This window comes from Streptomyces sp. NBC_01190, assembly GCF_045039895.1.
Classification (GTDB): domain Bacteria; phylum Actinomycetota; class Actinomycetes; order Streptomycetales; family Streptomycetaceae; genus Actinacidiphila.
Window position 1 is genome coordinate 2,198,558 of the sequence record NZ_CP108580.1, and the last position, 20,646, is coordinate 2,219,203.

The window sequence follows — 20,646 nt, forward strand, 5'->3', positions numbered from 1 at the left end:
CCGAACCTGTCGGGACCCGGCCCCCGGGCCTCACCGGCCGGCGCCGGTGCGGGTGGTTCAGCCGATGGTTCGGCGGATTTTACGGCGGATGGCTCAGCGAGTAGCGGCCTCGACGTTGTCCGCGCTGGTGCTGGCGGACTTCTCCGCGTCGTGCAGCGTCTGGACGAACTTGTCGAAGGTCGGCTTGAGCTGTGACCACTCGCTGCGGAAACGGTCCGCGGCCGGGCCCTTCCAGTAGCCGTCGCTGCTGGAGGTCGCGCTCTGCAAGTGGCCTATGAGCGTGCTCAAGTTGCCGGCTTCCGACTTGAACTTGTTCGAAAGGTCCCGCAGTTGCTGGATGTCAGCACCCTGAATCGCCATGTGAATCCTCCCCGTTGCTCAGTGCGTCGTTCGGAAATCCTGGGGCGTCACGCCCACGCCAGGGACGCTAGCGCAAGAGCCGCGCGATTGCAGCACTGAGTCGCGAACCCCGTGCGGAGTCGTCGCACAGCCAGGACTCGGCACTGACGGGCGGCCCAACTCCCGCACCGGGCAGGTCAGTCCAGGTAGCCGCGGAGCTGATCGGCGAAGGCGTGGTCGCGGAGCTTGCCCAGCGTCTTGGACTCGATCTGCCGGATACGCTCCCGGGTCACCCCGAAGATCCGGCCGATCTCCTCCAGCGTGCGGGGGCGGCCGTCGGCGAGCCCGTACCGCAACTGCACGACTTTGCGCTCGCGTTCGCCGAGGGTGGAGAGGACCGCCTCCAGGTGTTCGCGCAGCAGCAGGAACGCCGCCGACTCGACCGGTGAGGCGGCGTCGCCGTCCTCGATGAGGTCGCCGAACGACACGTCGTCCTCCTCGCCGACCGGGGCGTGCAGCGACATCGGCTCCTGGGCGAGCCGCAGCACCTCGCCGACCCGCTCCCCGGTCAGGTCGAGCTGGGCGGCGACCTCCTGGTGGCTCGGTTCATGGCCCCGCTCCTGGAGCAGGCGGCGCTGGACCCGGACCACCCGGTTGATCAGCTCGACCACGTGCACCGGCACCCGGATGGTGCGGGCCTGGTCGGCGAGCGCGCGGGACATCGCCTGGCGGATCCACCAGGTGGCGTAGGTGGAGAACTTGTAGCCGCGGGCGTAGTCGAACTTCTCCACCGCGCGGATCAGTCCGAGGTTGCCCTCCTGGACCAGGTCGAGCATGGTCAGGCCGCGGCCGACATAGCGTTTCGCCACCGAGACCACCAGCCGGAGGTTGGCCTCGATCAGCCGGCGCTTGGCCATCCGGCCGAGGACGACCAGCCGGTCGAGGTCGACGGCGAGCTGTGAGTCCAGGGCGGGGAAGGCGGCGAGCTTCTCCTCGGCGAAGAGGCCGGCCTCGACCCTGCGGGCCAGCTCGACCTCGTCCTCGGCGGTGAGCAGCGGAATACGGCCGATCTCGCGGAGGTACTGGCGGAAGAGGTCGGCGGTGGGTCCTGAGCTGTCGTGGCGGCTGCCCGCGGCCGGCGCCCCCAGGTCGGCCGGCGGCGGATCCGTGTCGTCGGTCGCGTCCTCCGGCCCGCGCTCGGCGCCGCTCTCGCCACCCTCCCCGGCACCGCTGTGGGCAGCGTCCTCCGAAGCGTCGGCCACCCCCGGTCCCCCGTCCTGCTCGCGCTGTCGGTGCGCCCGGGGCGCCGTCGCGCCCACGGGCGCCCAGGGCGTCGTCGCACCGCCGGGCACCGCCGGACGTGTCCGGTGCTCCCCCGCGAGCAGCTCGGCCACCGCGGGGAACGCGGGCACCTGGTTCTGGGCCTCGGTCTGGCTTCGGGTCTGCACGGAAGCGACCTCCGCGGTGAGCGCGACGTTGGGCTCGGAGACGGGCTGGGGCCGAGCCGGTGCGCGGAGCTCCGAACGCCAGACCCCCGGACGCCGTCCAACAGTGTGGCCCACGACACACCTCCGCCACGAGGGGCGTGCGTACGCTATTTCACGCCACGTCACCAGCCGGGTCCGCCCCGTGACATAGGCGACCCGGCCCTGGTCCCCGGCAGGAGCCGCGGGCGAGCCCGCCAGGACCGTGCGGGTCAGAGGGCCGCCGCGCCCTGCTCGCGCAACCGCTGGCCGTACTGCTGGAGGGCCCACAACTCGCCCTGCACCGCGGCCATTTCCTGCTCGGCGACGCCGCCCTGCGCGGAGAGCCTGGCCTGGGCGGCGTGCACCTGGCCGATCCGGCGCTCCACCGCGAGCATCCTGACCCGGACCAGCACCTCGCCGGCGTAGATCTCCGGCACCTTGTGCATCACCGGCTCGACCGCCAGTTCGGTGACCATCATCCGTACCGCGTCGTCCGGCGCCGTCTCGCGGACCCGCACCAGATACTCGTCGTCGGCCGCCTCGACGCCGCCCGCCGCGGCGATGGTCCGCCGCACCGCGGCGTAGGGCGGGCCGGTGAACTCGTCCTCGCCGTACGCGTCGAAGGCCGGGGAGACGAGCCGCGGGTACTGGAGGGCCATCTTCAGCAGTTCCCGTTCCACCCGGTGGGCGGGACTGCGCAGGTCGAGCCGGGGTCCGCGCGGTCCGGGCGGCCGGTCGTCGGAGGGAGCGGCGCCGTAGCCGTTCTCCGATCGGCGGCCGCGCGGATCGGCCGGCCGGCCGGGGGCCTCGGCCGGGCCGCGGCCCTGCCGGCGCTCGTGCTCCCAGCGGGCCAGCCGGGACACCCGCTGGACCACGAACTGGGTGTCGGTCACATAGCCGAGCAGGCCGGACAGCAGCACCGCGTAACGATGCCTGATGGCCTGGTCCTTGATCCGCGCCACGATCGGCGCGGTCGCCTCCAGGGCCGCGGCCTGGCCCTCGGGCGACGACGGGTCGTACTGCCCGACCATCGACCTGATCGCGAACTCGAAGAGCGGGGTGCGGCCTTCCACCACCTGCTCGACCGCCGAGTCGCCTTTGGCCAGCCGGAGTTCGCACGGGTCCATACCGCCGGGGGTGATGGCGATCGAGGTGCGGGCGGCGAACTTCTGGTCGTCCTCGAAGGCGCGCAGCGCCGCCCGCTGTCCTGCCTCGTCACCGTCGAAGGTGAAGACCACCTCCGAGCGGGAGTTGTCCATCAGCAGCCGGCGCAGGATCTTGATGTGCTCGCCGCCGAAGGCGGTGCCGCAGGTGGCGATGGCGGCGGTCACCCCGGCGAGGTGGCAGGCCATCACGTCGGTGTAGCCCTCGACGACGACCGCCCGGCCGGTCCTGGCGATCTCCTTCTTGGCCAGGTCGATCCCGTAGAGCACCTGGGACTTCTTGTACAGCGGCGTCTCGGAGGTGTTGAGGTACTTCGGCCCCTGGTCGTCCTCGCGGAGCTTGCGGGCGCCGAAGCCGATCACCTCGCCGGTGATGTCCCGGATCGGCCAGATCAACCGCCCTCTGAACCGGTCGATCGCGCCGCCGCGGCGGCTCTCCGAGGCCAGCCCGGCGACGATCAGCTCCCGGTCGGAGAAGCCCTTGCCGCGCAGATAGCGCACCAGGTGGTCCCAGCCGCCCGGTGCGTAGCCCACCCCGAAGTGCTCGGCCGCGGTCTGTTCGAAGCCGCGCTCGGCGAGGAAGCGCCGGCCGATCTCGGCCTCGGCGGAGCCGAGTTGCTCGGTGTAGAAGAGCGCCGCCGTCCGGTGCGCCTCGACCAGCCGGATGCGCTCGCCCTGCTGCTGCCGGGTGGCGCCGTGGCCGCCCTCCTCGTACCGCAGGGTGATCCCGGACCGGCCGGCCAGCCGCTCGACGGCCTCGGTGAAGGTCAGATGGTCCAGCTTCATCACGAAGGCGAGGGTGTCCCCGCCCTCGCCGCAGCCGAAGCAGTGGTAAAGCCCCTTGGTGGGGCTGACCTGGAAGGAGGGCGACTTCTCGTCGTGGAAGGGGCACAGGCCCTTGAGGTTGCCGCCGCCGGCGGGTTTGAGTTGGAGGTATTCGGAGACGACGGCATCAATGGGGACGGCGTCACGCACCGCCTTCACGTCGTCGTCCCTGATCCTGCCTGCCACGCGTGAAGTCTACGGCCCAGGTCGGACGTGCCGGTCCGGTCGGAGCATTGACCCGGCGGCGGACAGGGGCTAGCTTCGCGATTCGTTAGGAACCCTTCCTAACATTGAGGCGAGGGGACGCGCCCGTATGCCGCTGCGACATGGAACCAAAGCCGTCGCCACCGGGCTGACCGCCACCGCGCTGCTGTCCGCGCTGTCGCTGACCGACGGGGCGCAGACGGCGGCGGCGGACACCACCGCCCTGGTCCGGGTCAATCAGGTCGGATACGCCGAGAGCGGCGCCAAGGAAGCCTTTGTGCTGACCAGGTCGGCGGTGGCGGGCGCCCGGTGGCGGCTGCTCGACGGCCGCGGCGGGGTGGTCGCGGCCGGCCGCACCAAGGCGAGCGTCGGGAGCTGGAACGCGGCCTATCCGGCGGTCTACCCGATCGACTTCAGCTCGGTGCGGGCCCCCGGCAGCTACCACCTGGTGGTGACCGGCACCGCGGCCGGTCACTCGCCGGTCTTCACCATCGGCCACGCGCCGGCCGTCTTCAGCAAGCCGGCCGCCGACGCCACCGCCTTCTTCCAGGCACAGCGGGACGGCGCCGACACCATCCCCGGCCAGTTGCGCCGCGAGCCCTCGCACCTCAACGACGCCGCGGCCGACGCCTACGCCTGGCCGGAGTTCACCGACCCGGACAGCGACACCATCGTGGCGGCGCCGAAGAAGATCGGTGGGCCGGTGGATGTGGCGGGCGGCTGGTTCGACGCGGGCGATTATCTGAAGTTCACCGAGACGACGTCCTATGCCGTGGCCGCGCTCCAGATCGCCGCCCTGGAGACCGGTGCCGGGCCCGGCTCCGCGCTGGGCGCCGAGGCGCAGCACGGCCTGGACTGGCTGGACAAGATGTGGGACCAGAAGACCAGGACGCTCTACATCCAGGTGGGCCTGGGCTCGGGGACCGAGAGCGGCAGCGTCGTCGGCGACCATGATGTGTGGCGGCTGCCGCAGGCCGACGACACGATCGCCACCACCGGCAAGGCGGCCACCACCGGCACCACCGGCAAGGCCGCCACGGCTGGCACCGCTGCCACCACCGGCAAGGCTGCCAACGCCGCCACCGCCGACCCCTCGCTGAGGTTTCTGGCGAACCGGCCCGTCTTCCGGGCCGCCGCCCCCGGCTCGCTGATCAGCCCCAACCAGGCCGGCCGGCTCGCCGCCGACTTCGCGCTCGCCGCCCGGCGCTACGCCGCCACCGGCCGGACCGCCGACGTCGCCAAGGCCCGCGGCTACCTGGCCACGGCCGCCCAGATCTACGGCCTGGCCGACACCAGCCCGGGTCAGCTGGTGACCACCGTCCCGTACGGCTACTACCCGGAGACGAGCTGGCAGGACGACCTCGCCTTCGGTGGCGCCGAACTCGCCCTGGCCGCCAGGAAACTCGGTGACCCCCGGGCCTCGGCGTGGCTGACGCAGGCCGCCCACTGGGCCAAGGGCCACCAGAGCGAGGCGGACGCGGACACGCTGAACATGTACGACACCAGCGCGCTCGCCGACCTGGACCTGGCGCGGGCGCTGAAGGCGGCCGGCGAGCCCAAGGGCCTGGCCGTGTCGTACCGGCAGCTCATCGGGTACGTGCGGGGACAGCTCGCCACCGGGCAGCGGCGGGCGGCCGCCGACCCGTTCCACGCGGGCGCGGTCTACGACGACTTCGACGCGGACTCGCACACGATGGGTCTGGCGGCCACCGCCCGGCTCTACCGCTTGGTGACCGGCGACTCCTCGTACGACACCTTCGCCACCGAGCAGTTGGACTGGCTGCTCGGCGCCAACGCCTGGGGCACGTCCTTCATGGTCGGCGAGGGCACGACCTTCCCCGAGTGCACCGCCGGTGAGCTGGGCAACCTCGCGGGCAGCCTGAACGGCACCGGGCCCCTGGAGATCGGCGCGATCGTCAACGGGCCCAACGGCTCCGAGCAGTTCTCGGACGGCCTCGGTGACTATCTCGACGGCATGCGCCCCTGCCCGCCCAGCGGCGACCCGTACAGCGCCTTCACCGGCCACGGCAGCACCTACGTGGACGACGTGCGGTCCTGGCAGAGCTCGGAGCCCGCGCTGGACATGGACGCGTCCGGACTGCTGGCGTTCTCGCTGGCCAGCCGCTGACCCGGAGCGGGCCGCCCTATCGGTCGAGGTCCTTGGTGACGAAGACGTAGTGCGGCCCGCTCGGTTCGAGGACGAACTCCTCGCCGATCGCGGTGAATCCCAGGTGCTCGTAGAAACCGGTCGCCGAGGTGCGGCCGTTGCACCAGACGACTTCGGCGCCTCGGGCGGCGGCCTCCCGCAGACCGGCGTTGAGGGCCGCCGCGCCGTATCCCTGCCCGCGGACCTCGGGGGCGCTGCCCATGCCGCGGAAGCGGTAGGCGGGGGCGCTCTCGCCGGGCAGCGGGTCGGGGAAGAAGGTCACGCATCCCTTGACGTCACCGCCGGCGTCGTACACCGCCACATGAAAGGTGTCGGCGGGCGCGTCCTCCGGGTAGATCGCGGTCTCCCGCGGCAATCCGGTGCGGAGCACCGCCCAGCGGAGGGCGAATATCTCCTCGACGGGTACGACAGCGGTACGCATCTGCGGGTGTCCTTCCTGGTCAGTCCAGGCAAGAGGCTACCCGAGGCCGTCGAGCGGGACGGCGGGGTCGGCGAGCGCCTCCGGGTCCACCCGATGGCCGGAGCGGATCAGCCGCTGGATGGATTCGGTGACATCCCACACGTTCACGTTCATCCCGGCGAGCACCCGGCCCTCCCGCAGCCAGAAGGCGATGAACTCCCGCTTGCCGACGTCGCCGCGGCACACCACCTGGTCGTATCCGCCGGGGGCGGCGTGTCCGGAGAACTCCAGGCCCAGGTCGTACTGGTCGGAGAAGAAGTACGGGATCCGGTCGTAGGCCACCTCGTGGCCGAGCATGGCCCGGGCGGCGGCCGGACCGCCGTTCAGCGCGTTGGCCCAGTGCTCGACCCGCAGCCTCTCCCCGAGCAGCGGGTGCTGGGCACTGGCCACGTCACCGGCCGCGAAGACATCCGGATCCGAGGTGCGCAGCGAGGCGTCCACCGCGATGCCGCCGCCCCGCTCGGCCAGGGTGAGTCCGGCGGACTCGGCGAGCGCGACGCGCGGCGCGGCGCCGATCGCGGCCAGCACGTTGTGCGCCGGGTGCTCCTCGCCGTCGTCGGTGATGGCGCTCAGCACCATGCCGTCCTGCCCGGTGATCTCGGTGAGCCGGCGGCCGAACTCGAAGCGGACGCCGTGCTCGGTGTGCAGATCGGTGAAGACGGAGCCGAGTTCGGGGCCGAGCACGGAGTGCAGCGGGGTCGGGGCGGGCTCCACGACGGTCACCTCGGCGCCGTAGCCCCGCGCGGCGGCGGCCACCTCAAGGCCGATCCAGCCGGCCCCGGCGATCACCAGATGCCCGTTCTCCTGGCCGAGGCCGCTGAGCACCCGCTTCAGCCGGTCGGCGTGCGCGAGCCTGCGCAGGTGGTGCACGCCGGCCAGGTCGGTGCCGGGGATGTCGAGCCGGCGCGGCTCGGCGCCGGTGGTGAGCAGCAGCTTGTCGTACTGGAGGATGGTGCCGTCGCCGAGCGTGACGGTGTGGGCGGCGCGGTCGAGCCGGACCACCGGCTGGCCGAGGTGCAGTTCGATGTCGTGTTCCGCGTACCAGCCGGCCTGCTGCACGAAGACGGAGTCGCGGGCCGCGCCGCCGGTCAGATAGCCCTTGGACAAGGGCGGGCGTTCATAGGGGTGGTCGCGCTCGTCGCCGATCAGTATCACCCGGCCGGTGAATCCCTCGGAGCGTAGTGTCTCCGCGGCCTTCGCCCCGGCGAGCCCCGCCCCGACGATCACGAAGGTCTGGTGTGCGTCGACCACTGTGCGCCTCCCCTACCAGTCGTTTGCCAGTCGTGTTGTGCCGTTCGAGCGTCCCGTACGGCGGAGCGCTCGGGAAGAGTGCCGCGCCGTTCCGTTCCTGCGCCGTTCATCTGCCGAACGCCCGACCGACCGATGGGGCGGGGCCCGTCCCGGCGGGGCGGCCCGCTGGGATTGATCATTGCACTGGTGCCCGTGGTTCCGCTGGGCCCGACGGCCGCCCCTGTGGACAACCCGGTCCGCCGGGGAGGCTCAGCGGCCTCAGGACGTCAGCCGGGCGTGCAGCAGCGTCGCCGCCGCGTCCGTCAAGGACGCGATCTGGTCCACCACCGCGCGGCGCCGCCCGCGGTCGTCGGCCGCCGCCTCGAACGCCGCCCTGAACTGCGGGTCGAGCCCCTCCGGCGCCCGGGCGAGCAGGGTGTGCGCCAGCTCACCGATGACCACCCGCTGCTCGGCGCGCCGCCGCGCCTGGGCGGCACGCTGCATCACGTAGCGGTCGGCGACCGCCTTCAGCACCGCGCATTCGAGCCGCTGTTCGCGGGGCACCACGAGTTCGGCGCCGTACCGGGTGAGCCGGGCCGTGCCGTGGCGGTCCCGGGTGGCGGTCTCGGCGGCGAGGCAGAACCGGCCGATGAGCTGGGACGCCGCGTCCTTCAGCCGCGCCTGGTCGAGCGCGCTGCCGTCGTAGCGCGCCGGCCACCAGGGCTGGCCGAGCAGCCGGTCGAGCGCGGCGGCCAGTTCGGCCGGATCGGTGCCGGGCGGCGCGTAGCGGGCGGCGGCGCAGCCGAAGACCTCGGCGCGCTCGGGGCCGGACCGCAGCGCCCGCGGGTCGATGTGGCCTGCCTGGAGGCCGTCCTCGACGTCGTGCGCGGAGTAGGCCACGTCGTCCGCCCAGTCCATGACCTGCGCCTCGAAGCAGCGGGTGTGCTCGGGGGCCCCCTGGCGCAGCCACCCGAAGACCGGCAGATCGTCCTCGTACACACCGAACTTGGGGCTGCCGGGCGTGGTGGGGTGGGCGCCGCGCGGCCAGGGGTACTTGGTGGCGGCGTCCAGGGCGGCCCGGGTGAGGTTGAGCCCGACGCTGATCAGGCCGCCGTCGCCGGCTTCCCCGTCGGGTCCGGTCACGAAACGTTTCGGCTCGATCCGGGTCAGCAGCCGCAGACTCTGGGCGTTGCCCTCGAACCCCCCGCAGTCGGCGGCGAACTCGGCCAGCACCATCTCCCCGTTGTGGCCGAACGGCGGATGCCCGAGGTCGTGGGCGAGGCACGCGGTCTCCACCAGGTCGGGGTCGCAGCCGAGCGCGGCGCCCAGTTCGCGGCCGACCTGCGCGCACTCCAGCGAGTGGGTGAGCCGGGTCCGCGGGCTGGTGTCCGTCGCGGCGGCCGGGCCCACCCCCGGGTCGACGACCTGGGTCTTGCCGGCCAGCCTGCGCAGCGCCGCCGAGTGCAGCACCCTGGCCCGGTCCCGCTGGAAGGCGGTCCGCCCGGGCCGCTTGTCCGGCTCGGGCACATAGCGCTCCAGATCGGCCCGGCCGTAGGGTCCCTGGCGCTCGTACGGTCCCGGGTGCGCGGTGGCCACGCCGGGCGGCCGGTTGTTGCCTTGCATGGTCACGACGGTAACCGGCTCCGGCGCGGGGAAGCGACGCGTACGGGTGCGGATCAGCCCGAGCAGCCCGGTCAGCCCGGTCGGCGCGTGAGTCTCGTCCTGGCGGGCCCGAACTCGCCTGGACGCCGGCCCCGACGGAGAGGCCCCGGCGGAGGGGCCCGGACCGGGCCGAGGCGCCCGGAGTGGAACCGGCCCGCGTTCCGGCCCGTCGATCAAGGAGGGCGATCCGGGGACGGCGTTCACGAGGGGAACAGGCGATGGACATGCGGGGGTGGGCGGAACGGGCCCGGGGCCGGCTGGGAGCGCGCGGACGCTGGGCCCGGCTGGTGGGTACGCGGCGCGGGCGGCGGGGGCTGGTCCGGGTGGCCGCCGCCGTCTGCGTCGTCGCCCTGCTGCCCGCGACCTGGCTGCGGCTCGGCGCGGGCGACCGGGTGCGGTCGGAGGCGGACGTGCCGAGCGAGCCGGTGGCGGTGGTGTTCGGCGCCGGGCTGTGGGGCGACCGCCCGTCGCCGTATCTCGCCCACCGGCTGGACGCGGCCGCCCGCCTCTTCGCGGCGGGGAAGGTGCGGGTGGTGCTGGTGACCGGAGACAACAGCAGGACATCCTACAACGAGCCCGGCGCGATGCGGAGCTATCTGGCCGGGCACGGCGTCCCCCGGGACAAGGTGGTGCTCGACTACGCCGGCTTCGACACCTGGGACTCCTGCGACCGGGCCAGGCGGATCTTCGGAGTGGACCGCGCGGTGCTGGTCAGCCAGGACTTCCACATCCGCAGGGCGCTGGCGCTGTGCGCCGCCGCCGGCATCGACGCGTACGGGATCGGCGTGGCCGAGCCGCACGATGTGACCTGGTACGCGGGCGGGGCGCGGGAGTTGCTGGCGGCGGACAAGGCGGCGCTGGACGCGCTGCTGAAGCCGGCCCCGCACTTCCTCGGTCCGCGCGAGAACGGGGTGGCCCGGGCGCTGGCCGCCCCGCCGGCGCCCTGATCGCCGCGGCGCGCCGCTACGGGGGGCGGCTCTCGTACCCTTTCCGTAGGAGTCGTGCGTGGGGTGCGCCGCGGCCAACGACCGAACCGCGGCCGAACGACCGGAACGACCGGACAAAGAGGACCTGAGCCGATGCCGTCAGCGAGGCAGCACACCTACGAGACCGAGGTCGTCTGGACCGGCAACCTCGGCCTCGGCACCAGCACTTACCGCTCGTACAGCCGGGACCACCAGGTGTCCGCGCCCGGCGTGCCGACCATCCTCGGTTCCGCCGACCGGACCTTCCGCGGCGACGCGGCCCGCTGGAATCCGGAGCAGCTGCTGCTGGCCGCGCTCGCCCAGTGCCACCTGCTGTCGTATCTGCACGTCTGCGCGGTCAACGGGGTCGTGGTTACCGCCTACACCGACCGGGCCGGCGGCACGATGGAGGAGACCGGCGACGGCGGCGGCCACTTCACCGAGGCCGTGCTGCGCCCGGCGGTGACGGTGGCCGCCGCCGAGATGGCCGAGAAGGCCCAGTCCCTCCACGGGGAGGCGAACCGGCTCTGCTTCATCGCCAACTCCGTCAACTTCCCGGTCCGCCACCTGCCCACGGTGACGGTCGCGACCGACTGAGCCCGGTCAGCGCGAGCCGTCCGGCGAAGCGGACGGCAGCGGACCGGCCGCCGGGGCGAGCGGGGGCTCGGTGGTACGGGCGCGCAGGCGGCGGAGCATCCGGGCGTCCTGGAAGCCGACGGCGCGGGCGGCCGATTCGAGGGTGACGCCCTGGCAGACGAGGTGCTGGGCGCGCTCCAGGCGGAGTTCCTGCTGGTAGCGCAGTGGGGTCAGGCCGGTACAGGCGGCGAAGCGGCGGGTCAGGGTACGTTCGCTGAGGCCGATGCGGGCGGCCAGCTCGGCGAGGGCGAGGCGGTCGGTGAACCGGGCGTCGATGACGTCCTGGGCGCGGTGCACGGCGTCGCTGACGTGGCCGCGGTGCCGCAGCATCGCGCTGGCCTGCTGTTCGTCGCCGTTGCGGCGGGCGTAGACGACCATCTGCCGGGCGACCCGCGCCGCGGCGGCCGGCCCGTGCCGTACGGCCAGCAGGTGCAGGGCCAGGTCGATGCCGCTGGCGATACCGGCCGAGGTGATGATCCGGCCGTCGACCACGTAGAGCACGTCCCGCACCACGCAGGCGCGCGGGTAGCGGCGGGCGAGTTCCTCCTGGACGTCGTGGTGGGTGGTGCAGCGCCGGCCGTCGAGCAGCCCGGCCCGGCCGAGCGCGTCGGCGCCCGCGCAGACGCTGGCGACGGTGCCGCCGGCCGCGTGGTGGGCGCGCAGCCGCGCCAGCGTCCCGGCGCTCAGCGGGCCGGTGTCGTGCAGGGTGGGCGACCGCCAGCCCGGCACGACGAGGAGGTCGGCGGCCGACAGCGCGGGCCAATCGGTGGCGGCCCGCAGCGCCAGCCCTTGTGCGCTGGGGACGTCTTCCCGCTCGGCGACGTAGTGCAGCCGATAGTCCAGGCCCTGATCCGCCGCGGTGGAGAACACCTGGGCGGGGCCCGCCAGATCGAGCAGATGCAGCCGCGGCACCAGCAGGAAGACGACCTCGGTCACGATCCGGTCAGCTCCTTGACGGTGGTCACGGTGGCGAAGCGGCCGGCCAGCGCGTACCGCGTCCGCTCGATGATCTGCGCCGGCGGCAGCGTCAGCGGATCGGCCAGCACCTCGGCGAGCGAGCGGCCCGCGGGCGCGCCGGGGTCCGGGATCGGCTCGGTGGCGGTGGCGTCCGCGACGAAGGTGACGTCGTAGCCGAGGTCGGAGGCGAGCCGGGTGGTGGTCTCGACGCACTGCTCGGTGCGGATGCCGCAGGTGATCAGGGCGCGGATGCCGCGTTCGGTGAGGATCTGCTGGAGGTTGGTGGTGGTGAAGGCGTTGTGCGCGGTCTTGGTGAGCACCGGCTCGCCCGCCTGCGCCGACAGCCCCTCGATCAGCCGGACATGGCCGAGCGCCGGGTCGAAGACGGTGTCGCTGCCGGCCTCGGCGTGCAGCACCCAGATCACCAGGTCGCCCCGGCCGCGGGCGAAGTCGACCAGTTCGCCGACCTTTTCCGCCACCTCGGGGTCGGAGACGGCCTGCCAGCCCTCCCGCTGCCGGAAGGACTCCTGGACGTCGATGACGAGAAGCGCGGTGTCGGTGTTCTTCTTCGTTTCCTTTGCGGTCATGGTCCGATCCTGCGGGCGGTGTGACCTTTCAGGGTAGACATGATCGCGCCCCGGGGCGGACCGATCCGGTCACGCGCCGCGCGGCGGCGCGCTGCTCGCCCGCTCCACCAGCCGGGTGGACAGATCCATCCGCAGTGTGCCCGGCCGCCGGCCCCGGCCGAGATCGAGCACCAGCCGGGCCGCCGCCTCGGCCATCTCGGTGAGCGGCTGCCGTACGGTCGTCAGCGGCGGACTGATCCAGCGGGCCAGCGGCAGGTCGTCGAAGCCCACCACGCTGAGATCGCCCGGCACCCCGAGCCCCGACTCGCGCGCCGCCTCGTACAGCCCCAGCGCCTGGAGGTCGTTGCCGGTGAAGACGGCGGTGGGGCGGTCGGGCATCCGCAGCAGCGCCAGCCCCTCGGTGTAGCCGGCCTCGTGGTGGAAGTCGCCGGTCCTGACCAGGGCCGGGTCGAAGGCCACGCCCGCGGTCTCCAGCGCGGCCCGGTAGCCGTCGATCCGGGCCCTGCTGCACATGACGCCGGCCGGGCCGCCGATCACCCCGATCCTGCGGTGGCCGAGTTCCAGCAGGTGGCGGGTGGCGGCAAGGCCGCCCTGCCAGTTGGTGGCGCCGATGGCCGGGACGTCGTCGCCGGGGTCGCCGGCCGGGTCGAGGACCACGAACGGGATGTCCCTGCTGGTGAGTTGGGCGCGCTGGGCCGGGGCGAGGCCGGAGAGCACCAGGATGACCCCGGTGGGGCGGCGGGCGAGCACCCCGTCCACCCAGGTCTGGCCGGGGACGAGCCGGCCGGCCGACTCGGACAGGACCACGCTCAGCCCCTCCTGCCTGGCCACGTTCTCCACCCCGCGGATGACCTCCATCGCCCAGGAGCTCTCCAGCTCGTTGAAGACCAGGTCGAGCAGCGGCGCCGCCTGGAGGCTGCCGCGCCGCCGCTGGTAGCCGTGCCGGAGCAGGAGTTCCTCGACCCGGCTGCGGGTGGCTGGGGACACATCGCCCCGGCCGTTGAGGACCTTCGAGACGGTCGGCGCGGAGACGCCCGCCGCTCTGGCGATCTCGGCGAGCGTGGTGGTGGCGCCGTCGGCGGCGGGCCCGGGCTGGTCATCACGGGGTTGCGAAACGCTGGCGGCGCTCATGGCAGCGATCGTAGCCGGGTCGGGGCGGGTGACGGGGCGGGTGACCGGGCGGTCGGGGCGGTTGGCGAGGGCGGCCGGGGCGGCTGGCGAGGGCGGCCGGGCGGTTGGGGAGGGCGGTCCGGGGCAGGCGACCTGGGGTGGGACAGGGGCTCCCCGGGCGGTCATGGCGACGCCCGGGGGCGGACCGGGGCCTTCATCCTCCTTCGCGGCCTTGGCCGTTCTTGCTGCTCTTGGCTGTTTTCTGCCGAAACCGTCGCCCGTCCCGGCGGCCGTTCGGCTACGCGGACGTCACAGGTGTAACACCGGCGTCTTGGCCGCCCAACGACTGGGCAACGGGTACCCTCTGGAGGCCAGTGACCGCCATAACCCCAGCTCTGGGGGGTAATTGAGCGGATGAGGAGGTGTGTCATGGAGACGCAGCAGATCGCGGTGACCCGTACACCGTGGTGGGCGAAGATTGTCATCGGAGTGGTGGGCATCGGCCTGCTCTTCTTTCTGCTCGGGCGGGCTGACTTGCTGCCGGGCATCCCCAATCCTTTCGAGGAGAAGACCACGGACCGCAGCGGACCGGTGCTGCTGAAGTCGATTCAGGACATGAACCGCTTCGAGGGTGCGAGCGGCAACTTCGAAGTGGTGGTGGACCTGGACAAGGACGCCAAGTTCCTGCCGGACTTCGTCCGCGGCAAGCGCACGCTCTACGTCGGAGCGGGCAGCGTGGACGCGTACGTGGACTTCGGCTCGATAGGCGACAACGCGGTGACGGTCTCGGACGACCGCAAGACCGCGACGATACGGCTGCCGCACGCGGCCCTGGAGCGGACGTCGCTCGACACCAAGCACTCCTACGTGGTCTCGCAGTCGCGCGGCTTCTTCGACCGGGTCGGTGACTTCTTCGGCAGCGACCCCGGCAACACGCAGCAGCTCGACGAGCTGGCCGCGCAGAAGATCCAGGACGCGGCCAAGCAGACCGAGTTGGGGTCCCGGGCCGAGACCAACACCCGGAGCATGCTCCAGCAGATGCTGACCTCGCTCGGCTACACCAAGGTCACCGTCACCTTCGGCCCGCCGCAGACCGCGACCCCGACCCCTTCCGGGTCCTCGCACGCGGCCTCGCCGTCGGCCAAGGCGTCGTAGCGGCGGCCCCCGATGGGCCGCGACGATCGCGGAAGTAGCCAGGACCACGAGGTAGGACGCGGTGATACGCGGGTCCACGAGGGACCACGAGGGAGGGGCGGGCAACCGCCCCTCCCTCTGGCTGTGGCCGGCGTCCGGCGGGATCAGCACATCTTGTAGTCGACCTTGGTGGAGTTGTACGAACAGGTGTCGACGGTGGCGCCGGGCCGGCGCAGCGCCGCCTTGTCCTTGTCGTTGTTCCACACGTAGGCCGCCCGGCCCTGGTAGCGGTGGGCCGCGGTGTTGGTGCCCTTGCCGGTGTGCACGGTCACCGTCTTGTGCGCGCCCAGGCTGTACGTGCCGAAGGTGTACGTGTGGCTGGAGGCGTCGGTCAGCGTCCAGCCCTTGAGGCTCACCGCCTTCGCGGTGGTGTTGGCGATCTGCACGTACTCCGCGTCGAGGCTCGCGTTGGAGCGGCGGTCGACGCCGGGGCTGTCGTAGTAGATCTTGTACAGATGCACCGAGCCGGTGGCGGCGCCGGCCTGCGCCGGCACCAGCGCGAGGCCCGCGGCCGCGGCGACGACAGCCGCGGCGGCTATCCGAGAGCGAATCATGAACGTCCCTTGATCATGCCGGGCACCCCCCATCGCGGTCCCGGCGAGACGCCCAGATTAGAGACGAACCCCCCACCCGGTGCCATTTGCTGCCGCCCGTTACACAACCCGGACACATCCGGTGGGACCCGTTCACCGGCCCCTTCGCCCCATTCCTCCCGGCGAATTGCCGATCCTTCTCCATAACCTCGCCGACACCCCTGGCACGGCTGGGACGAATCCTGGCGTCGGTGATCGTCTCCGTCCTCGGGCGTGCGCCTTGTGCAAGTACGTGCAAGTCGGTGTGGCGCATAGGTGGGGTGGAGCAAGCCCGTAGAGACAGTTCGCGCACAGACCACAGCGGAGGGGATCATGACGCTGCACAGACTGGGCAAGGACCCGGAGAGCCCTGAAGGAGAGTCTCCCACCGTCTATTACGACGATGAGACGGACAACTACCTCTTGCAGGGGTGGAAGGTGCTGGACGACGACCGTCTACGGCAGATGGACATCCCCGAGCACGAGACCGTGATCGAGTTCCCGAAGCGCATGATGCAGTTCTTCCCGGAGGTCAACGGCAGTGGCGGACCCGGCACCGACTCTTGAGGATCTCCTCCGATCCTGCTCCCGCACCGCCGTGCACCTGGAGATGCGGGACGGCTACATGCGCTCCGACCCGCGCTTCGCGGCCTGGCAGGCAGGAGTCCGGACCGGCCTCACGGTGGCCACCTCCTGGCTGTCCGTTTTCGCGCACACGACATCGCGAGGGGTTGCCGTACGGCGGGCCCGCATCGTGTCGGAGCCAGTCAGCGACTACGTCAGATTCGAGCACCACCTCAGCAGCGCCAACGTCACCGCAGGTGAGGAGATCCGCTGGTTGCCCAGGCGACGGGCATCGGATCTGGCCCTGCCGGGGAACGACTTCTGGCTCTTCGACGACGCGGTTGCCGTCTTCCACCACTTCGACGGGGACGGTGAGTTGGCCCCCGATGACGAGGAGGTACGCACTGACACGGCGGCCGTGAAGCTGTGTGCGGATGCTTTCGCCGCCGTATGGACACGGGCAGTTCCCCACCCTGAGTACAAGGTCATCTGAGGGCGGGCAGAGGGACAGTGTCGTCGCCCTCCTCCAGCGTCCAGGAATCCCGACGCGCGCTCGGCCGGCGTCTCCGCGAGATCCGGAAGGAGTCGGGTCTGACGGGCAGGGAGTTGGCCAAGCGCGCCGGCTGGCACGAGTCGAAATGCTCACGCCTGGAACACGGCAAGACACCTCCGTCCGATGCGGACATCCGCGAATGGACGCGGCTCTGCGACGCGACTGAGCAGGTGCCGGACCTCATCGCCACCGCGCGCGGCATCGACGGGCAGTACGTCGAATGGCGCCGTATGGAACAGACCGGACTCAAGCGCGCCCAGGAGTCTGTGCGTCCTCTGTTCGAGCGCACACGCCGCTTCCGCACCTATCAGTCATGGGTGGTCCCCGGTCTCCTCCAGACGGACGCCTACACGCGTGCGGTGCTCAACACGGTCAGCACCCTCCGGGACGTTCCGGACGACATCGACGAGGCCGTGGCGGTGCGGATGGACCGTCAACGGATTCTCCACTCGGGCAACCACCGCTTCGCCATGGTGATCGAGGAATGGGTTCTGCGGACGGTCATCGGTGACGCGGAGACCATGGCCGGACAACTGGGCCATCTGATCACCATTGCCTCGCTGCCGTCCGTGAGCTTGGGGATCATCCCACTGGGTCTGCCGCGCGGCGTCGGATGGCCCGTCGAGTCCTTCGCCTCGCGCAAGGAGTTCCGGGGGCACGTCACGGCCGGAGCCCTGCTGCTGCGTGCCGACGGCCGCGTACTGCTGGTGGAACACAAGGCCCTCGGCAAGTGGCTCTTCCCCGGCGGGCACCTGGAGGAGGACGACGAGACGCTCATGAGGGCCGCCCTGCGGGAGCTGGCCGAGGAGACCGGGATCGACCCGGGCCTGGTGACCCCCGTGAGCCCGATCCCGCTGCACATCGACGTCCACCCCATCCCGGCCAACCCCGCAAAGGACGAGCCGGACCACCGGCACTTCGACTTCCGGTTCCTCTTCCGCACGGCCGCCGATGTCGCCACGCTCCAAGCGGAGGAGGTCCTGGACTACTCGTGGCAGTTCGCCGACCAGGTCACCGCCGAGCCGCTCCGTAGCCGCCTGCTGGCCGTGCCGACGGGCTGATCCCCCGTAACGGCCGCAGGTCGTCCGGTCAGGGGGGCGTCATCGGCCGGCCGCGGCGCGGGCCGCCTCCAGCCGGGCGACCGGGATACGGAACGGCGAGCAGGAGACGTAGTCGAGGCCCGCGTGGTGGAAGAAGTGCACCGACTCGGGGTCGCCGCCGTGCTCGCCGCAGACGCCGACCTTGAGGCCGGGGCGGGTGGCGCGGCCGGCCTCGGTCGCGGAGCGGACCAGCGCGCCCACCCCGTCCTTGTCGATGGTCTCGAACGGCGAGACGCCGAAGATGCCCTTCTCCAGGTAGGCGGTGAAGAAGGACGCCTCGACGTCGTCGCGGGAGAAGCCCCACACCGTCTGGGTCAGGTCGTTGGTGCCGAAGGAGAAGAACTCGGCGCACTCGGCGATCTGCCCGGCCGTCAGCGCCGCCCGGGGCAGCTCGATCATGGTGCCGATGGTGAGCTTCAGCGACGTGCCGGTGGCCGCTTCGACGTCGGCGATCACCTGGTCGGCCTCCTCCCGGACGATCTCCAGCTCCTGGACCGTGCCGACCAGCGGGATCATGATCTCGGGCCGCGGGTCGCCCTTCAGCGAGTGGCGGTGCGCGGCGGCCTCCGCGATCGCCCGGACCTGCATGGCGAAGAGACCCGGCACGACCAGCCCGAGGCGCACCCCGCGCAGCCCCAGCATCGGGTTGGACTCATGGAGCTTGTGGACGGCCTGGAGCAGCCGCAGATCGTTCTCGTTGGCGTCCTCGCGCGCCTCGGCCAGCGCGACCCGTACCGACAACTCGGTGATGTCCGGCAGGAATTCGTGCAGCGGCGGGTCGAGCAGCCGGACGGTGACCGGCAGTCCGTCCATCGCTTCGAACAGCTCGATGAAGTCGGCCTTCTGCAACGGCAGCAGGGCGCCGAGCGCCTGGTGCCGCTCGTCGTCGGTGTCCGCGAGGATGAGGCGTTCCACCAGCTCGCGGCGTTCGCCGAGGAACATGTGCTCGGTACGGCACAGGCCGATGCCCTGCGCGCCGAACCGGCGGGCCCGCGCGGCGTCCTCGGCGTTGTCGGCGTTGGCCCGCACCCGCAGCCGGCGCACCCGGTCGGCGTACGCCATGATCCGGTGCACCGCGCGGACGAGTTCGCCGGCCTCCTCGGCGCCGGCGTGCATCCGGCCCTCGAAGTACTCGACCACCGGCGACGGTTCGACCGGCACCTCGCCGACGTACACCTTGCCGGTGGAGCCGTCGATCGAGATGAGGTCGCCCTCCTCTATCACCAGGCCGCCGGGGGCGGTCAGCCGCCGCCGCTTGGTGTCGACCTCCAGTTCCTCGGCGCCGCACACACAGGTCTTGCCCATGCCGCGGGCGACCACGGCGGCGTGCGAGGTCTTGCCGCCGCGCGAGGTGAGGATGCCCTCGGCGGCGATCATCCCGTTGAGGTCGTCGGGGTTGGTCTCCCGGCGGATGAGGATGACCCGCTCACCCGAGCGGGACCACTTCACCGCGGTGTACGAGTCGAAGACGGCCTTGCCGACCGCCGCGCCGGGCGAGGCGGCGATGCCCCAGCCGATCCGCTTGACGCTGCCGCTGTCGGCCACCGCGAGGTCGAACTGCGGGAACATCAACTGGGCGAGCTGCGCGCCGCTGACCCGCTGAAGGGCCTCGGCCTCGTCGATGAGCCCTTGGTCGACGAGTTGGGTGGCGATCCGGAAGGCGGCGGCCGCGGTCCGCTTGCCCACCCGGGTCTGGAGCATCCACAGCCGCCCGCGCTCGATGGTGAACTCGATGTCGCACAGGTCCTTGTAGTGCGTTTCCAGCGTCTCCATGATCTTCATCAGCGCGGCGTACGAGGCCTGGTCGAGCCGTTCGAGCTCGGCGAGCGGCACCGTGTTGCGGATGCCGGCCACCACGTCCTCGCCCTGGGCGTTCTGCAGGTAGTCGCCGTAGACGCCCTGGTGGCCGCTGGCCGGGTCGCGGGTGAAGGCGACGCCGGTGCCGGAGTCGGGGCCGAGGTTGCCGAAGACCATCGAGCAGATGGTGACGGCGGTGCCGAGGTCGCCGGGGATACGTTCCTGGCGGCGGTAGAGCTTGGCCCGGTCGGTGTTCCAGGAGTCGAAGACCGCCCGGATCGCCAGGTCCATCTGCTCCCGTGGGTCCTGCGGGAACTCGCGGCCGGCCCGCTCGGCCACGATCGCCTTGAAACGGTCCACCAGGGCGCGCAGATCGGCCGCGTCCAGGCCGAGGTCGCTGTCGGCGCCCTTGGCCCGCTTCGCCTCGTCCAGCGCCTCCTCGAAGAGTTCGCCGTCCACGCCGAGCACGGTCCTGCCGAACATCTGGAGCAGCCGGCGGTAGGAGTCCCAGGCGAACCGCTCGTCGCCGAGTTGGGCGGCCAGGCCCGCCACCGAGGCGTCGGACAGGCCGATGTTGAGCACGGTGTCCATCATGCCGGGCATGGAGAACCTGGCGCCGGAGCGGACCGACACCAGCAGCGGATCGTCGGGCTGGCCGAGTTCGCGCCCCATCCGCCGCTCCAGCGCGTCGAGGTGCGCACTCACCTCGTCGCGCAGGGCCGTGGGCTCCACACCGGAGTCCAGGTAGACGCAGCAGGCCTCGGTGGTGATGGTGAAGCCGGGCGGCACCGGCAGGCCGAGGTTGGTCATCTCGGCGAGGTTCGCACCCTTCCCGCCGAGCAGATCCTTGAGGTCCTTGTTGCCCTCAGTGAAGTCGTAGACGTATTTCTTGTTGCTCACTTGCTGCTGTGGTGCCGACACGTGGTCCTCGACTCCTCGCGATCCTCGCGGCCCGGATTGCGGCTGGATGCCCTGACGGCGGGGAGCGTACCCATCTCGCAGGCGCCGCAGTGCGTCCATCACTACGACACACGGGTGCGACCGCCCGTCTGCCGACAGATCGAATGCGGCGGGTTGACGAACGGCGGCCGGGCG

General features: G+C 71.9%; 18 protein-coding genes. 7 read left to right on the top strand and 11 right to left on the bottom strand.

The features are described 5' to 3' along the window. Window positions 1-93: 93 nt before the first annotated feature. The 3 genes from OG519_RS09370 to dnaG form a co-directional block, all read right to left on the bottom strand. Entirely contained in the window at window positions 94-360 is a 267-nt protein-coding gene (locus OG519_RS09370) for a WXG100 family type VII secretion target (RefSeq protein ID WP_405581140.1), read from the bottom strand. 176 nt (window positions 361-536) lie between these two features. Beyond that, on the bottom strand, window positions 537-1,901 hold the full coding sequence (locus OG519_RS09375) for an RNA polymerase sigma factor (RefSeq protein WP_405581143.1): 1,365 nt from the start codon (window positions 1,899-1,901) through the stop codon (window positions 537-539). Between the two features lie 134 nt (window positions 1,902-2,035). Then, entirely contained in the window at window positions 2,036-3,979 is a 1,944-nt protein-coding gene (dnaG, locus tag OG519_RS09380; protein ID WP_405581146.1) for a DNA primase, read from the bottom strand. 127 nt (window positions 3,980-4,106) lie between these two features. Between dnaG and OG519_RS09385 the strand changes: the two genes are divergently transcribed. Then, window positions 4,107-6,125, top strand: a complete 2,019-nt coding sequence (locus tag OG519_RS09385; RefSeq protein WP_405581149.1) for a glycoside hydrolase family 9 protein — start codon at window positions 4,107-4,109, stop codon at window positions 6,123-6,125. 16 nt (window positions 6,126-6,141) lie between these two features. Here the strand turns inward: OG519_RS09385 and OG519_RS09390 are convergent, their stop codons facing one another. From OG519_RS09390 to OG519_RS09400, 3 genes are all read right to left on the bottom strand, one after another. After that, a complete protein-coding gene (locus OG519_RS09390; protein WP_405581152.1) occupies window positions 6,142-6,585 on the bottom strand; it encodes a GNAT family N-acetyltransferase in 444 nt (147 codons plus the stop codon). 36 nt (window positions 6,586-6,621) lie between these two features. Continuing rightward, window positions 6,622-7,875 carry an NAD(P)/FAD-dependent oxidoreductase gene (locus OG519_RS09395; RefSeq protein ID WP_405581154.1) on the bottom strand — a complete coding sequence of 418 codons (1,254 nt, stop codon included), beginning with the start codon at window positions 7,873-7,875 and terminating at the stop codon, window positions 6,622-6,624. A 258-nt stretch (window positions 7,876-8,133) separates the two neighbouring features. Continuing rightward, window positions 8,134-9,477, bottom strand: coding sequence for a deoxyguanosinetriphosphate triphosphohydrolase (locus OG519_RS09400; RefSeq protein WP_405581157.1), 1,344 nt, complete (start codon window positions 9,475-9,477; stop codon window positions 8,134-8,136). A 263-nt stretch (window positions 9,478-9,740) separates the two neighbouring features. On the opposite strand from OG519_RS09400, the gene OG519_RS09405 reads away from it, so the two are divergent. Next, window positions 9,741-10,463, top strand: a complete 723-nt coding sequence (locus OG519_RS09405; protein ID WP_405592592.1) for a vancomycin high temperature exclusion protein — start codon at window positions 9,741-9,743, stop codon at window positions 10,461-10,463. 132 nt (window positions 10,464-10,595) lie between these two features. Beyond that, window positions 10,596-11,078 carry an OsmC family protein gene (locus OG519_RS09410; protein ID WP_405581160.1) on the top strand — a complete coding sequence of 161 codons (483 nt, stop codon included), beginning with the start codon at window positions 10,596-10,598 and terminating at the stop codon, window positions 11,076-11,078. A 6-nt stretch (window positions 11,079-11,084) separates the two neighbouring features. On the opposite strand, the gene OG519_RS09415 is transcribed toward OG519_RS09410, so the two are convergent. The 3 genes from OG519_RS09415 to OG519_RS09425 all read right to left on the bottom strand — a co-directional run bounded on the left by OG519_RS09415 (window position 11,085) and on the right by OG519_RS09425 (window position 13,792). After that, window positions 11,085-12,053 carry a GlxA family transcriptional regulator gene (locus OG519_RS09415; protein ID WP_405581162.1) on the bottom strand — a complete coding sequence of 323 codons (969 nt, stop codon included), beginning with the start codon at window positions 12,051-12,053 and terminating at the stop codon, window positions 11,085-11,087. Then, a complete protein-coding gene (locus tag OG519_RS09420) occupies window positions 12,050-12,661 on the bottom strand; it encodes an isochorismatase family protein (RefSeq protein WP_405581165.1) in 612 nt (203 codons plus the stop codon). The genes OG519_RS09415 and OG519_RS09420 overlap by 4 nt, the downstream gene beginning before the upstream one ends. Before the next feature lie 69 nt (window positions 12,662-12,730). Beyond that, window positions 12,731-13,792 carry a LacI family DNA-binding transcriptional regulator gene (locus OG519_RS09425; RefSeq protein WP_405581168.1) on the bottom strand — a complete coding sequence of 354 codons (1,062 nt, stop codon included), beginning with the start codon at window positions 13,790-13,792 and terminating at the stop codon, window positions 12,731-12,733. A gap of 408 nt (window positions 13,793-14,200) precedes the next feature. Between OG519_RS09425 and OG519_RS09430 the strand changes: the two genes are divergently transcribed. Further along, window positions 14,201-14,926: a DUF4230 domain-containing protein gene (locus tag OG519_RS09430; RefSeq protein WP_405581171.1), complete on the top strand. Its 726-nt coding sequence runs from the start codon at window positions 14,201-14,203 to the stop codon at window positions 14,924-14,926. A 143-nt stretch (window positions 14,927-15,069) separates the two neighbouring features. On the opposite strand, the gene OG519_RS09435 is transcribed toward OG519_RS09430, so the two are convergent. Beyond that, window positions 15,070-15,519 carry a lamin tail domain-containing protein gene (locus OG519_RS09435; RefSeq protein ID WP_405581173.1) on the bottom strand — a complete coding sequence of 150 codons (450 nt, stop codon included), beginning with the start codon at window positions 15,517-15,519 and terminating at the stop codon, window positions 15,070-15,072. 351 nt (window positions 15,520-15,870) lie between these two features. Between OG519_RS09435 and OG519_RS09440 the strand changes: the two genes are divergently transcribed. The 3 genes from OG519_RS09440 to OG519_RS09450 are packed head-to-tail and all read left to right on the top strand — an operon-like array spanning window position 15,871 to window position 17,715. Beyond that, window positions 15,871-16,104, top strand: coding sequence for a hypothetical protein (locus OG519_RS09440; protein WP_405581175.1), 234 nt, complete (start codon window positions 15,871-15,873; stop codon window positions 16,102-16,104). Then, window positions 16,079-16,594 carry a DUF6879 family protein gene (locus tag OG519_RS09445; RefSeq protein ID WP_405581178.1) on the top strand — a complete coding sequence of 172 codons (516 nt, stop codon included), beginning with the start codon at window positions 16,079-16,081 and terminating at the stop codon, window positions 16,592-16,594. Before OG519_RS09440 ends, OG519_RS09445 begins: the two co-directional genes overlap by 26 nt. Before the next feature lie 17 nt (window positions 16,595-16,611). Beyond that, window positions 16,612-17,715 carry a Scr1 family TA system antitoxin-like transcriptional regulator gene (locus OG519_RS09450; RefSeq protein WP_405581181.1) on the top strand — a complete coding sequence of 368 codons (1,104 nt, stop codon included), beginning with the start codon at window positions 16,612-16,614 and terminating at the stop codon, window positions 17,713-17,715. Window positions 17,716-17,754: 39 nt separating this feature from the next. Here the strand turns inward: OG519_RS09450 and ppdK are convergent, their stop codons facing one another. Then, window positions 17,755-20,571 carry a pyruvate, phosphate dikinase gene (ppdK, locus tag OG519_RS09455; RefSeq protein ID WP_405581183.1) on the bottom strand — a complete coding sequence of 939 codons (2,817 nt, stop codon included), beginning with the start codon at window positions 20,569-20,571 and terminating at the stop codon, window positions 17,755-17,757. Between the last annotated feature and the right edge of the window lie 75 nt (window positions 20,572-20,646).